A 12,441-nucleotide genomic window follows, 5' to 3' on the forward strand; every position below is an offset into this window, starting at 1 on the left:
GTCAGCGTGAACCTGGCGAGAAAGATCATGGAATTCGAGAAGCTGTTGCGCCTGATGGTGGAAAAGGGTGCCTCCGACCTGTTCATCACAGCGGGCGTACCACCGTCGATGAAGGTCAACGGCAAGGTGTTGCCGGTGACCAAGACCGCGCTGTCGCCGGAGCAGACCCGCGAAACCGTGCTGTCGGTGATGAACGAGCAGCAGCGTCGTGACTTCGCCGAGAACCACGAGTGCAACTTCGCCATCAGCGCCCGCGGCGTCGGTCGTTTCCGCGTCAGCGCTTTCTACCAGCGCAACCTGGTGGGCATGGTGCTGCGCCGCATCGAGACCAACATCCCGACCATCGATGACCTGAAGCTGCCGGAAATCCTCAAGAAGCTGGCGATGACCAAGCGCGGCCTGGTGATCTTCGTCGGCGCCACCGGCACCGGTAAGTCCACCTCGCTGGCGGCGATGATCGGCTATCGCAACAAGAACTCCACCGGCCACATCATCTCCATCGAAGATCCCATCGAGTACATCCACCAGCACCAGGGCTGCATCGTCACCCAGCGCGAAGTGGGCCTGGATACCGATACCTTCGAAGTCGCCCTGAAGAACACCCTGCGCCAGGCGCCGGACGTGATCATGATCGGCGAGGTGCGCTCGCGCGAGACCATGGACCACGCCGTGGCCTTCGCCGAAACCGGCCACCTGTGCCTGGCGACCCTGCACGCCAACAACGCCAACCAGGCGCTGGAGCGGATCATCCACTTCTTCCCCGCCGACCGTCATGGCCAGGTGTGGATGGACCTGTCGCTCAACCTCAAGGCCATCGTCGCCCAGCAACTGGTGCCGACCCCGGACGGCAAGGGCCGCCGCGCGGTGATCGAGGTGCTGCTGAACACCCCGCTGGCCGCCGACCTGATCCGCAAGGGCGAGGTCCACGAACTCAAGCCGCTGATGAAGCGCTCCACCGAGCAGGGCATGCAGACCTTCGACCAGGCGCTGTACCAGCTCTACACCCAGGGCGAGATCACTTACGAAGATGCGCTGGCCTACGCCGACTCGGCGAACGACCTGCGCCTGATGATCAAGCTGGGTTCGGAAACCGACGCCGACCACCTGACCACCATGACCCAGGGCCTGACCCTGGAGATGAGCGACGACGATCCCAATCGCCGCTTCCGCTGACCTGAAGAGCCCGCCTAGTGCGGGCTTTTCGTTTATTCTGGCTGCCACGCAACGCAACGGGAGAAAGGCATGTCCGCCAACCCTGATACTCACAGCAAGGTCATCGGCTATCTGCTGTGGATCTTCGGCTTCACCGGCTCGCACCGCTTCTATTACGGCAAGCCGATCACCGGCACCATCTGGTTCTTCACCCTTGGCCTGTTCTTCATCGGCTGGATCATCGACCTGTTCCTCATCCCCTCCATGGATGATGCGGCGGACCAGCGCTACCGCGCCGGCGGTATCGACTACAACGTCGCCTGGATCCTGCTGACCTTCCTCGGCGTGTTCGGCGTGCACCGCATGTACATGGGCAAGTGGATCACCGGGATCATCTACCTGTTCACCGGCGGCCTGTTCCTGGTCGGCGTGCTGTACGACTTCTGGACGCTGAACAGCCAGATTTCCGAGCGCAACGGGCCGCAGCGCATCTGATCCTTCTTTTATGTAGGAGCGAGCTTGCTCGCGAACCGCCCCAGCCTCGGTGCTCGGGATGTTCGCGAGCAAGGACTGGGCGTTCCCCTCGCTCCTGCGAAAAGCCAATGCCGCTCTCTTTCGTCGCGCCGCCTGGCGCGAGCTGTGCCTCCCGCCTAAGGTCAGGAGGACAGTAGCAGGCGCCGCCGGGCGATCCCCGTGGCGCCCAGAAGGAGTGGCTGCCATGAGCAACGAATCCCGCCCCGCCGTACTCGACCTGATCGGCAATACCCCCATGGTCCGCGTCACGCGCTTCGATACCGGACCCTGCACCCTGTTCCTCAAACTCGAATCGCAGAACCCCGGCGGCTCCATCAAGGACCGCATCGGCGTCGCCATGATCGAGGCTGCCGAGCGCGATGGCCGGCTCAAGCCCGGCGGTGTGATCGTCGAAGCCACCGCCGGCAACACCGGCCTGGGCCTGGCGCTGGTGGGCCGCGCCAAGGGTTATCGGGTAGTGCTGGTGGTGCCGGACAAGATGTCCACCGAGAAGGTCCTGCACCTGCGCGCCATGGGCGCCGAGGTGCACATCACCCGCTCCGACGTCGGCAAGGGCCACCCCGAGTACTACCAGGACGTTGCCGCGCGGCTGGCCAAGGACCTGCCGAGCGCGTTCTTCGCCGACCAGTTCAACAACCCCGCCAACCCGCTGGCGCACGAAACCGGCACCGCCCCGGAAATCTGGGCGCAGACTGGTCACGACCTCGACGCCGTGGTGGTCGGCGTCGGCTCCGCCGGCACCCTGACCGGCCTGACCCGGTTCTTCCAGAAGGTCCAGCCGGACCTGGAAATGGTCCTGGCCGACCCGGTGGGCTCGATCATGGCCGAGTACTCGCGCTCCGGCGCCATCGGCACGCCCGGTTCCTGGGCGGTGGAAGGCATAGGCGAGGATTTCGTGCCCTCGATCGCCGACCTCTCCAGCGTGCGCCACGCCTACTCCATCAGCGACGAGGAAAGCTTCAGCACTGCCCGCGAGCTGCTGCGCAACGAAGGTATTGCCGCCGGTTCGTCCACCGGCACGCTGCTGGCCGCTGCACTGCGTTTCTGTCGCGAGCAGAAGGAGCCCAAGCGCGTGGTCAGCCTGGTCTGTGACACCGGCACGCGCTACCTCTCGAAGATCTATAACGACCATTGGATGACCGACCAGGGGCTGCTGCAGCGCAAGCGCTACGGCGACCTGCGCGACATCGTCGCGCGGCGCTTCGAGGAGGGCAGGGTGGTCGCCGTCGGCCCCGGCGATACCCTGCTTACCGCCTTCCAGCGCATGCGCCTGGCGGACATTTCACAGCTCCCCGTGCTCGACGGCCAGCGCCTGGTCGGCGTCATCGACGAGTCCGACATCCTGCTGGGCGTACATGACGACCCGGCGCATTTCCGCAGCGACGTCGCCAGCGCCATGAGCACTGCCCCGGAAACCCTGGCGCCCGGCGCCAGCCTCAAGGAACTCGAAGCCGTGCTGGCGCGCGGGCTGGTGGCGATCATCGCCGACGCCTCGGGCTTCCACGGCCTGATCACCCGATTCGACCTGCTCAACCATCTACGGAGGACCCTCGCATGAGCCAGCACGACGACCGCCTCGGCTTCGCCACCCGCGTGATCCACGCCGGGCAGGAGCCGGACCCTTCCACCGGGGCGATCATGCCGCCGATCTACGCCAACTCCACCTACCGCCAGGACAGCCCCGGCGTGCACAAGGGCCTGGACTACGGGCGCTCGCACAACCCCACGCGCTGGGCGCTGGAGCGCTGCGTGGCGGACCTGGAAGGCGGCAGCAAGGCGTTCGCCTTCGCCTCGGGGCTGGCGGCCATCTCGGCGGTGCTGGAGCTGCTCGACGCCGGCTCGCACATCGTCTCCGGCAATGACCTGTATGGCGGTACCTTCCGCCTGTTCGAGCGGGTACGGCGGCGCAGCGCCGGGCACGATTTCCACTTCGCCGACCTGTCCCAGCCCGGCGCGCTGGAGGCGGCACTCACCGACAAGACGCGCATGGTCTGGGTGGAAACCCCGAGCAACCCGCTGCTGCGCCTGACCGACCTGGCCGCCATTGCCCGCACCTGCCGCGAGCGCGGCATCCTCTGCGTGGCCGACAACACCTTCGCCAGTCCGTGGATCCAGCGGCCGCTCGACCTGGGCTTCGACATCGTCGTGCACTCGACCACCAAGTACCTCAATGGCCACTCCGACGTCATCGGTGGCATCGCCATCGTCGGCGACAACCCCGATCTCGCCGAGCGCGTGGGCTTCCTGCAGAACTCCGTCGGCGCGATTGCCGGGCCGTTCGACGCGTTTCTCACCCTGCGCGGCGTGAAGACCCTGGCGCTGCGCATGGAGCGGCACTGCGCCAATGCCCTCGACCTGGCGAAGTGGCTGGAACAGCAGCCGCAGGTGAAGCGTGTGTATTACCCCGGACTGGCCTCGCACCTGCAGCATGAGCTGGCGCGCCGGCAGATGAAGGGCTTCGGCGGGATGATTTCGCTGGACCTGGATACCGACCTGGCCGGCTCGCGGCGCTTCTTGGAGAACGTCCAGTTGTTCGCCCTGGCAGAGAGCCTGGGCGGTGTGGAAAGCCTGATCGAGCACCCGGCGATCATGACCCATGCCAGCATCCCGGCGGAGAACCGTGCGGCGCTGGGGATTGGTGATTCGCTGATCCGCCTGTCGGTCGGTGTGGAAGACGTGGAAGACCTGCGCGCCGACCTGGCCAGGGCGCTGGCGATGATCTGACGCGGCGGGCAATCGGCGTATAACGCGAAGCGTTATACGCCCTACGTCTGATTCTCCGCTCCGGAGTGCTTTTCGTAGGAGCGAGCTTGCTCGCGAACCGCCCAGCTTCAGTGCCCGGAATGTTCGCGAGCAAGCTCGCTCCTACAAGGGCGCGAAGCCGCGCACGCCCGCTCCTTCGTAGGATGGGTGGAGCGCAGCGATACCCATGCTGCCGGTGCCGCGAATGATAGGTATCGCTTCGCTCCACCCATCCTACGTTCTGCTGACATACCAAAGGAAAAGCCCGCCAATCGGCGGGCTTTTTCATGGAGCAGTGGAGCGTTACACCGCGTGGACGATATGCCCGTCCACCAGGGTGCAGCGCACCACGCCCGGCAGGCAGTGGCCGAGGAATGGGCAGTTCTGGCCGCGGGAGTGCCAGGTTTCGCCCGCCAGGGTCTGGCCGTCGGCTTCGAACAACACCACGTCGGCGGCGGCGCCGATCGCCAGCTTGCCGGCCGGCAGGCGCAGGGCGGCGGCCGGGCCGCTGGACAGGCGCGCCAGCAGGGTCGGCAGGTCGAGCAGGCCGTCCTGTACCAGGGTCATGGCCAGCGGCAGCAGCAGTTCGACGCTGCTGATGCCCGGATCGGTCGCGGCGAACGGGGCGTTCTTCGCGTCCTGCTCATGGGGCTGGTGGTGGCTGGCGATGGCCTGGATCACGCCGCTCTTCACCGCTTCGCGCAGGGCTTCGCGGTCCTTGTGCGAGCGCAGCGGCGGCTGCACGTGGTAGAGGCTGGAGAAGTCCGCCAGTGCTTCGTCGGTCAGGATCAACTGGTACAGCGCGACGTCGGCGGTCACCGGCAGGCCGCGGGCCTGGGCCTGGGCGATCAGCTCAACGCCGCGGGCGCTGGTCAGCTGGCTGAAGTGCGCGCGCACGCCGGACTGTTCGACCAGTAGCAGGTTGCGCGCCAGGGCCACGGTCTCGGCGGTTTCCGGGATGCCGGCCAGGCCGCGGAAGCTGGCGGTCGGGCCTTCGTGGGCGATGCCGCCTTCGGCCAGGTCGTGGTCCTGGGAGGTGAAGATCACGGTGAGGTCGAAGGTCGCCGCGTACTCCAGCGAGCGCAGCAGCACGCGGTTGCTCGCCATCGGCGCCAGGCCGTTGGTGAAGGCCACGCAGCCGGCATCGCGCAGTGCGACCAGCTCGGACAGCTGCTCGCCGGCGAGGCCTTTGGTCAGCGCGCCGATGGGGAAGACCTTGGCATTGCCGGCTTCACGGGCGCGATCGAGGATCAGCTCGGCGACCGCGGAGGTGTCCAGCACCGGCTTGGTCTGTGGCGGGAAGCACAGGCTGGTGACGCCACCGGCGGCGGCGGCGCGGGTTTCGCTTTCGATGTTGCCCTTGCGGCTGTAGCCCGGCTCGCGCAGGGCGACGCTCAGGTCGACCAGGCCGGGCGCGGCGATCAGGCCGGCGGCGTCGATTTCCTGGGCGGCGTGGAAGCCTTCGGGCGCGTCGCCGATGGCGATGATGCGGCCGGCCTCGATGTGCAGGTCGCAGACCTTGTTCAGGCCGCTGGCCGGGTCGATCAGGTGGGCGCCACGAATACTGACGGTCATTGCGCGTCCTCCTGTTCCAGCTGGCGTTGGGCGTTCTGGCCGCTCATGGCCATGGACAGCACGGCCATGCGGATGGCGATGCCGTAGGTGACCTGGTTGAGGATCACCGACTGTTCACCGTCGGCCACGGCGGAGTCGATCTCCACGCCGCGGTTGATCGGGCCGGGGTGCATGACGATGGCATCGGGCTTGGCCAGCTTCAGGCGCTTCTGGGTCAGGCCGTAGAGCTTGAAGAACTCGCCTTCGCTGGGCAGCAGGCCGCCGGCCATGCGCTCGCGCTGCAGGCGCAGCATGATCACCACGTCGACGTCCTTCAGGCCTTCGTCGGCGTTGGTGAAGACCTTCACCCCGTACTGCTCTTCCAGGCCCACCGGCAGCAGGGTGCGCGGGGCGATCACACGGATGTCCGGGCAGCCGAGGGTCTTCAGCGCCAGCATGTCGGAGCGCGCCACCCGCGAGTGCAGGATGTCGCCGACGATAGCCACCGAGAGGTTTTCGAAGTCTCCCTTGTGGCGGCGGATGGTGAGCATGTCGAGCATGCCCTGGGTCGGGTGGCCGTGGCGGCCGTCGCCACCGTTGATCACGGCGACGTTGGGGCTGACGTGCTCGGCGATGAAATGTGCGGCGCCCGAGTCGCTGTGGCGCACGACGAACATGTCGGCAGCCATGGCCTCGAGGTTGCGCAGGGTGTCGGTGAGCGTCTCGCCCTTGCTGGTCGATGAGGTCGACACGTTCAGCGAGATGACGTCGGCGGACAGGCGCTGCGCGGCCAGTTCGAAGGTGGTGCGGGTGCGCGTGGAGTTCTCGAAGAACACGTTGCACACGGTCTTGCCGCGCAGCAGCGGGACCTTCTTCACCGCGCGGGCGCCGACTTCGAGGAAGGAGTCGGCAGTATCGAGGATTTCAGTCAGCAGTTCGCGGGACAACCCGTCGAGCGAGAGGAAGTGGCGCAGCTGGCCCAGGTCGTTGAGCTGCAGCGGGCGCTTGGCGTCGGTCGGCATGTGGCAGGCCCTGAAAGTTGGGGGTGGATGTCCGGGCGCGCGGGGTTACAGCGCGGGGCTGAGAAGCGTGCGCTCGAGGACGAGTGGTGCGGGACCGCGCAATTTTACCCGCTCGTTGGGTGCCAATGACAGGGTTTCGCCGACGACATCCGGGCGAATCGGCAGTTCGCGCTTGTTCAGGTCCACCAGGCTGACCAGGGTCACGCTGGCCGGGCGGCCGTAGTCGAACAGCTCGTTCAGCGCGGCGCGGATGGTCCGGCCGCTCATCAGCACGTCGTCCACCAGGATCAGGTGCTGGCCGTCTATCTCGAAGGGCAGTTCCGACGGACGGACCTGCGGGTGCAGGCCGCTGCGGGTGAAGTCGTCGCGGTAGAAGGAGACGTCGAGGATGCCGAGGATCTCGTCGCTGCCCAGTGCCTTGAGCAGTTCCTGGGCGACCCAGATGCCGCCGGTGTGGATGCCGACGAAGCGTGGCGAGTCGATGCCGCGCTGCGCGAGGTAGTTGCGCAGGTCGGTGGCCATGCGGGGAATGAGTTCGGCGGGGCTTGGCAGGGTCATGACGTCTCCGGTTCGGTTGGCGAGGCCACCCGGCACGGGCGGCCATCGGGGCGGACCGTTCCGGGAAGGAGTGGTCCGGCAAGCTTAGCGGCTTTGGCCCAAGGGGCTCTGCCGCAGGTCAAGCAGGGGTGTTCTCCGCCAGCCAGCCCTCCAGCAGCAGGGCGGCGGCCAGGGCGTCGACCGGGCGCTCGCGGTAGCCGCCCGTCTGGCCCTGGGCCAGGCGTTCGCCCTTGGCGGCGTAGGTGGTCAGGCGTTCGTCATGGGTGTGCACCGGCAGGTTGTAGCGGCCGTTCAGGCGGCGGGCGAACTTCTCGGCGCGTTCGCTCATCTCGCTGGGGGTGCCATCCATGTTCAGCGGCAGGCCGACGACGATGGCGTCGGGTTGCCATTCCTTGATCAGGGCTTCCACGCGGTTCCAGTCCGGCACGCCGTTCTGTGCCTTGAGCACGCAGAGTTCGCGGGCCTGGCCGGTGATGGCCTGGCCGACGGCGACGCCGATCTGCTTGGTGCCGTAGTCGAAGCCCAGGAGCAGGCGCAGGGGTTTGCTGCTCATCAGGCGTGCCCGGCCTGGGCGGTGAGCAGGCTGAGGTTGATCCCCAGGCGCTCGGCGGCCGCCGACAGGCGCTGTTCGGCCGGCACCTCGAACAGCACCGCAGGGTCTGCCGGGCAGGTCAGCCAGGCGTTGTCGGCCAGTTCGGCTTCCAGCTGGCCGGCTTCCCAGCCCGCGTAACCGAGGGTGATCAGGTGCTGGGCGGGGCCGCTGCCGTCGGCGATGGCGAACAGCACGTCCTGGGAAGTGGACAGCGACAGTTCGCCCAGTTCCAGGGTGGCCTGGTAACTGCGTCCGGCGGGGTGCAGGACGAAGCCGCGGTCAGTCTGTACCGGCCCGCCGCTGTAGATGGTCATGCCCTGGCAGCGCACCGGCGGCAGTTCGTCCGGGCGCAGCTGTTCGAGCACGTCGGCGAGGCTCAGGCCGCTGGGGCGATTGATGACCAGGCCCATGGCGCCCTGCTCGTTGTGTTCCACGAGGTAGGTGACCGTCTGGGCGAAGTTGGAGTCCGCCATGTGCGGCATGGCGATGAGGAAATGGTGCTTGAGGTAGCTGGCGGCTGTGCTTTTCATGCCGGCTAGTTTCAGGCCTGGGGGCCAAAGGGACAAGACTTGAAAGCGCCAGCAAAAATTACCGGGTGCGCCGGATCAGTTGCTGGACAGGCGATCGCCGCGCTCGAAGCGCCAGGTGCGGATGATTTCCAGGCGATCGATGTCGTTCAGATCGCCGGAGAAGGGCGCGAAGGGGGCGGCCAGGCGCACGATGCGCTGGGCGGCCTGGTCCAGGGTGGGCTGGCCGGAGGATTCCAGCACCTGTACTTCATACAGGGAGCCGTCGCGGTTGATCGACACCAGCAGGCGCAGGCTGCCGTAGATGCGCTGGCGGCGGGCTTCGTCCGGGTAGTTGAGGTTGCCGATGCGCTCGATCTTCTTGCGCCATTCCTCTTTATACCAGGCGCCCTTGTCGCGCATGGTCGAGGCGGCGCTCAGGCGGTGGATGCGCGGGCGCTTGGCGTAGGCCTGCTGCTCGCGGGCGAGGTCGGCTTCGAGGCTGGAGATTTCCGCCGAGAGCTGGCTGGAGTCGAACTGCGGCGCCGGCTTGGCGACGGTCTCGGCCTTGGGCGTCTGCTGCTTGGTCTGCACCTTGTCCGGGCGCGGGGTGCGGGTGGCGACGGCGGCCTTGGGCGCTTCCGGGCTCTTGGCCTGGCGCGGAGTGGCCGGCGGGGCGACCTTCTTGACTTCGGTGTCCTGGAACGGTGCCTGCTCGGTGGTCTTGGGGACCGCCTTGTGTTCCAGGGTGCCGCTGCCCTGCTGGTTCATCTGGGCAAGGTAGTCGGCTTTCTCCGGCGCCTTGTCGCTCTTGAAGCTGGCCAGGGTGATTTCCAGCGTCTTGCTCAGCTGGCTGGGCATGGGCATGGTGAAGCCCACGCCCAGCAGCACGGCCACGTGCAGGATGGCCGCAACGAACAGGGTGAAACCCAGACGGTCCGCCGGACGGACGCCGGAGGACACGGGGAAGTCTTGGTGGGTTGCAGCGTTCATTGCGGGTCGCGTAGGCCAGGGTGGGGCGGAAGTCTGCCGACGAGGCTTATAAAAGTCTATGACGCACTGCGCGCCTTGAGCTTTTCGTCGATGACTGCCATCAGTCTCTCACCGATGCGTGTGTCGTAGGCCGCATCGATCTCGCGGATGCAGGTCGGGCTGGTGACGTTGATCTCGGTGAGGTTCTCGCCGATGACGTCGAGGCCGACGAACAGCAGGCCGCGCTTGCGCAGCTCCGGGCCGACCTCCCCGGCGATCCAGCGGTCGCGCTCGGTCAGCGGCTGGGCCACGCCGCGGCCGCCGGCGGCCAGGTTGCCGCGGGTCTCGCCCTGGGCAGGGATGCGCGCCAGGCAATATTCCACCGGCTCGCCGTCGATCATCAGGATGCGCTTGTCGCCGTCCTTGATGGCCGGCAGGTAGCGCTGCGCCATGACCTGTTCCTGGCCGTGGCGGGTCAGGGTCTCGAGGATCACCGAGAGGTTCGGGTCGCCCTCGCGATGGCGGAAGATCATCGATCCGCCCATGCCGTCCAGGGGTTTGAGAATGATGTCACGATGCTGTGATGCAAACTCGCGCAGAATGTCGGACCGGCGGCTCACCACCGTCGGCGGCGCGCACTGCGGGAAGAGGGTGGCGAAGTATTTCTCGTTGCAGTCGCGCAGGCTCTGCGGCTTGTTGACCACGAGTGTGCCGGCGGCTTCGGCCTGTTCCAGCAGGTAGGTGGAGTAGACGAACTCGTTGTCGAAGGGCGGGTCCTTGCGCATCAGGATCACGTCCAGTTCCGACAGCGGCTGGTCGACCTCCTCTTCCAGTTCGAACCAGTGGGCCGGATCGTAGAACACCTTGAGCGGGCGCATGCGACCGCGGGCGACGTTCTCTTTCTGGTAAAGATCCTGCTGTTCCATATAGAACAGTTGCCAACCACGGGCTTGGGCAGCCAGCAGCATGGCCAGCGAGCTGTCCTTCTTGAAACTGATCTGCGCGATGGGGTCCATCACGATCCCGAGGCGTACGCTCATGGGATGTCCTCCTGGGGGAGTCTGTTGGGCTTGGGGCTGCGACGCAGAGCTGCGCCGAAAAGGCTGAAAATGGACGCTCAGGGTGGCGCTGGATGTGCGCTCGGTCAAGGAAAAAGCCTGCTTGTTCCGGGTCTTATGGCCTGAATTTGCTGGGCGTGGTAAAGATTCTGACGATTGTGGTAAAAGGTTCCCACGATTGGGTCGCAGCCCGACGGTGGCAGGGCGCTAGCGCACTGAAATAAAAAGCGGAAAAAACGACTCACCGAGATGGTAAGGGCGAACATGGAACAGCATTCCGACGGTTTGAAAGTAATGGTGATCGACGATTCCAAGACGATTCGTCGCACGGCTGAAACCCTGCTGAAGAAGGTCGGCTGCGATGTCATTACAGCCATCGACGGCTTCGACGCGCTGGCCAAGATCGCCGATACCCATCCCAGCATCATCTTTGTCGACATCATGATGCCGCGCCTGGATGGCTATCAGACCTGCGCCCTGATCAAGAACAATAGTGCCTTCAAATCCACGCCGGTGATCATGCTGTCCTCCAAGGACGGCCTGTTCGACAAGGCCAAGGGTCGCATCGTCGGTTCCGATCAGTACCTCACCAAGCCCTTCAGCAAGGAAGAACTGCTCGGCGCGATCAAGACCCATGTGCCCGACTTCACCCCGGTGGAGCACGCTTCCTGAAGTCCGGCGCGAGCGCCGGTGACGCCTATTCCGTATGGGGACCACAATGGCTCGAATTCTGATTGTTGATGACTCGCCGACCGAGATGTACAAGCTGACCGCGATGCTGGAAAAGCACTCGCACCAGGTACTCAAGGCCGAAAACGGCGCCGACGGCGTGGCCCTGGCTCGCCAGGAAAAGCCGGACGTCGTCCTGATGGACATCGTCATGCCCGGCCTGAACGGCTTCCAGGCGACCCGTCAGCTGTCCAAGGACCCGGAAACCAGCGCCATTCCGGTGATCATCGTCACCACCAAGGACCAGGAGACCGACAAGGTCTGGGGCAAGCGCCAAGGCGCTCGCGACTACCTGACCAAGCCGGTGGACGAAGAAACACTGCTCAAGACCATCAATTCGGTGCTGGCCGGCTGATACAGCCGTACCTGCACGTACCGAACATAATTATTAGAGAAGGCCAGGGCCGGCATGGCGGAAGTCCAGAGTCCTTTCGAGGTTCTCGTCCAGATCGATCAGCGCTGTCGGCAGCTGGCTGCGGGCCTGCCCGCCCAGCGCGAGGTGGTGCAGAGCTGGAACGGCATCGGCTTTCGCATGGCTGGGCGCTTGTTCGTGGCGCCCATGGGGGAGGTCGGCGAGGTTCTTCACGAGCCGCGCTACACACTGCTGCCCGGCGTCCGTGACTGGGTGAAGGGGGTCGCCAACGTGCGCGGCCGCCTGCTGCCGATCATGGACCTGTGCGGCTTCCTCGGCGCGGAGCTGTCGCCTCTGCGCAAGCAGCGGCGCGTGCTCGTCGTGGAACACCAGGAAGTCTTCGCCGGCCTCATCGTCGATGAGGTGTTCGGCATGCAGCACTTCCCGGTGGATACCTTCTCCGAGCAGTTGCCGCCCCTCGAAGCGGTCCTGCAGCCCTTTATTCATGGCGTCTTCCATCGGGAGCAACCCTGGCTCGTGTTCAGCCCGCATGCGCTGGCTCAGCACCCGGGGTTCCTGGATGTCGCCAGCTAGAGTTTGACCGGTTGGGCCGGCATTGCCGGCCCTTGTTGTGACATGGAAACCGTAATCGTGGTGGGTCCAGGCGGGG

The 12,441-nt window shown here is 65.9% G+C and carries 14 protein-coding genes; 7 read left to right on the forward strand and 7 right to left on the reverse strand.

What is annotated here, in order from left to right; genetic code table 11:
- Positions 1–27: 27 nt before the first annotated feature.
- The 4 genes from pilU to RS899_RS29160 all read left to right on the forward strand — a co-directional run bounded on the left by pilU (position 28) and on the right by RS899_RS29160 (position 4,410).
- The gene (gene pilU, locus RS899_RS29145; protein ID WP_024766757.1) at positions 28–1,173 is read left to right on the forward strand and encodes a type IV pilus ATPase PilU; all 1,146 of its coding nucleotides are present in this window, start codon (positions 28–30) and stop codon (positions 1,171–1,173) included.
- A gap of 69 nt (positions 1,174–1,242) precedes the next feature.
- Entirely contained in the window at positions 1,243–1,647 is a 405-nt protein-coding gene (locus tag RS899_RS29150) for an NINE protein (RefSeq protein WP_054907821.1), read from the forward strand.
- 223 nt (positions 1,648–1,870) lie between these two features.
- Positions 1,871–3,244: a cystathionine beta-synthase gene (locus RS899_RS29155; protein ID WP_315808667.1), complete on the forward strand. Its 1,374-nt coding sequence runs from the start codon at positions 1,871–1,873 to the stop codon at positions 3,242–3,244.
- Positions 3,241–4,410: a PLP-dependent aspartate aminotransferase family protein gene (locus RS899_RS29160; protein ID WP_315808668.1), complete on the forward strand. Its 1,170-nt coding sequence runs from the start codon at positions 3,241–3,243 to the stop codon at positions 4,408–4,410. Before RS899_RS29155 ends, RS899_RS29160 begins: the two co-directional genes overlap by 4 nt.
- Positions 4,411–4,731: 321 nt before the next feature.
- On the opposite strand, the gene RS899_RS29165 is transcribed toward RS899_RS29160, so the two are convergent.
- From RS899_RS29165 to gshB, 7 genes are all read right to left on the reverse strand, one after another.
- Complete coding sequence (locus tag RS899_RS29165; RefSeq protein ID WP_054907824.1) at positions 4,732–6,003, reverse strand: dihydroorotase; 1,272 nt, start codon at positions 6,001–6,003, stop codon at positions 4,732–4,734.
- Entirely contained in the window at positions 6,000–7,004 is a 1,005-nt protein-coding gene (locus RS899_RS29170) for an aspartate carbamoyltransferase catalytic subunit (RefSeq protein ID WP_037013504.1), read from the reverse strand. Before RS899_RS29170 ends, RS899_RS29165 begins: the two co-directional genes overlap by 4 nt.
- A 45-nt stretch (positions 7,005–7,049) precedes the next feature.
- Positions 7,050–7,562 carry a bifunctional pyr operon transcriptional regulator/uracil phosphoribosyltransferase PyrR gene (pyrR, locus tag RS899_RS29175; RefSeq protein WP_024766241.1) on the reverse strand — a complete coding sequence of 171 codons (513 nt, stop codon included), beginning with the start codon at positions 7,560–7,562 and terminating at the stop codon, positions 7,050–7,052.
- A gap of 118 nt (positions 7,563–7,680) precedes the next feature.
- A complete protein-coding gene (gene ruvX, locus RS899_RS29180) occupies positions 7,681–8,118 on the reverse strand; it encodes a Holliday junction resolvase RuvX (protein WP_089285805.1) in 438 nt (145 codons plus the stop codon).
- Positions 8,115–8,684, reverse strand: coding sequence for a YqgE/AlgH family protein (locus RS899_RS29185; protein WP_054907826.1), 570 nt, complete (start codon positions 8,682–8,684; stop codon positions 8,115–8,117). Before RS899_RS29185 ends, ruvX begins: the two co-directional genes overlap by 4 nt.
- Before the next feature lie 75 nt (positions 8,685–8,759).
- Positions 8,760–9,653 (reverse strand): energy transducer TonB, encoded by an 894-nt coding sequence (locus tag RS899_RS29190; RefSeq protein WP_024766239.1) that lies wholly within the window; start codon positions 9,651–9,653, stop codon positions 8,760–8,762.
- A gap of 56 nt (positions 9,654–9,709) precedes the next feature.
- Positions 9,710–10,672 (reverse strand): glutathione synthase, encoded by a 963-nt coding sequence (gene gshB / locus RS899_RS29195; protein ID WP_054907827.1) that lies wholly within the window; start codon positions 10,670–10,672, stop codon positions 9,710–9,712.
- A gap of 282 nt (positions 10,673–10,954) precedes the next feature.
- Here gshB and pilG point away from each other — a divergent pair, with 282 nt between their 5' ends.
- From pilG to RS899_RS29210, 3 genes are read left to right on the forward strand one after another with little or no spacing between them, the layout of a single operon-like run.
- Positions 10,955–11,362: a twitching motility response regulator PilG gene (pilG, locus tag RS899_RS29200; protein WP_015475142.1), complete on the forward strand. Its 408-nt coding sequence runs from the start codon at positions 10,955–10,957 to the stop codon at positions 11,360–11,362.
- Between the two features lie 46 nt (positions 11,363–11,408).
- Positions 11,409–11,774, forward strand: coding sequence for a twitching motility response regulator PilH (pilH, locus tag RS899_RS29205; protein ID WP_024766237.1), 366 nt, complete (start codon positions 11,409–11,411; stop codon positions 11,772–11,774).
- Positions 11,775–11,828: 54 nt separating this feature from the next.
- Positions 11,829–12,365, forward strand: a complete 537-nt coding sequence (locus RS899_RS29210) for a chemotaxis protein CheW (RefSeq protein ID WP_017520132.1) — start codon at positions 11,829–11,831, stop codon at positions 12,363–12,365.
- Positions 12,366–12,441 lie beyond the last annotated feature (76 nt).

The organism is Pseudomonas sp. C9-3 (assembly GCF_032392015.1).
Taxonomy (GTDB): Bacteria; Pseudomonadota; Gammaproteobacteria; order Pseudomonadales; family Pseudomonadaceae; genus Pseudomonas; species Pseudomonas nitroreducens.

What these genes read in the sequence shown, in the direction of transcription:
- pilU (WP_024766757.1), top strand. Translation starts at nt 28, where the DNA reads ATGGAATTCGAGAAGCTGTTGCGCCTGATGGTGGAAAAGGGTGCCTCC.
- gshB (WP_054907827.1), bottom strand. Translation starts at nt 10,672, where the DNA reads ATGAGCGTACGCCTCGGGATCGTGATGGACCCCATCGCGCAGATCAGT.
- pyrR (WP_024766241.1), bottom strand. Translation starts at nt 7,562, where the DNA reads ATGACCCTGCCAAGCCCCGCCGAACTCATTCCCCGCATGGCCACCGAC.
- RS899_RS29150 (WP_054907821.1), top strand. Translation starts at nt 1,243, where the DNA reads ATGTCCGCCAACCCTGATACTCACAGCAAGGTCATCGGCTATCTGCTG.
- RS899_RS29170 (WP_037013504.1), bottom strand. Translation starts at nt 7,004, where the DNA reads ATGCCGACCGACGCCAAGCGCCCGCTGCAGCTCAACGACCTGGGCCAG.
- RS899_RS29160 (WP_315808668.1), top strand. Translation starts at nt 3,241, where the DNA reads ATGAGCCAGCACGACGACCGCCTCGGCTTCGCCACCCGCGTGATCCAC.
- RS899_RS29155 (WP_315808667.1), top strand. Translation starts at nt 1,871, where the DNA reads ATGAGCAACGAATCCCGCCCCGCCGTACTCGACCTGATCGGCAATACC.
- pilG (WP_015475142.1), top strand. Translation starts at nt 10,955, where the DNA reads ATGGAACAGCATTCCGACGGTTTGAAAGTAATGGTGATCGACGATTCC.
- RS899_RS29185 (WP_054907826.1), bottom strand. Translation starts at nt 8,684, where the DNA reads ATGAAAAGCACAGCCGCCAGCTACCTCAAGCACCATTTCCTCATCGCC.
- pilH (WP_024766237.1), top strand. Translation starts at nt 11,409, where the DNA reads ATGGCTCGAATTCTGATTGTTGATGACTCGCCGACCGAGATGTACAAG.
- RS899_RS29210 (WP_017520132.1), top strand. Translation starts at nt 11,829, where the DNA reads ATGGCGGAAGTCCAGAGTCCTTTCGAGGTTCTCGTCCAGATCGATCAG.
- RS899_RS29190 (WP_024766239.1), bottom strand. Translation starts at nt 9,653, where the DNA reads ATGAACGCTGCAACCCACCAAGACTTCCCCGTGTCCTCCGGCGTCCGT.
- RS899_RS29165 (WP_054907824.1), bottom strand. Translation starts at nt 6,003, where the DNA reads ATGACCGTCAGTATTCGTGGCGCCCACCTGATCGACCCGGCCAGCGGC.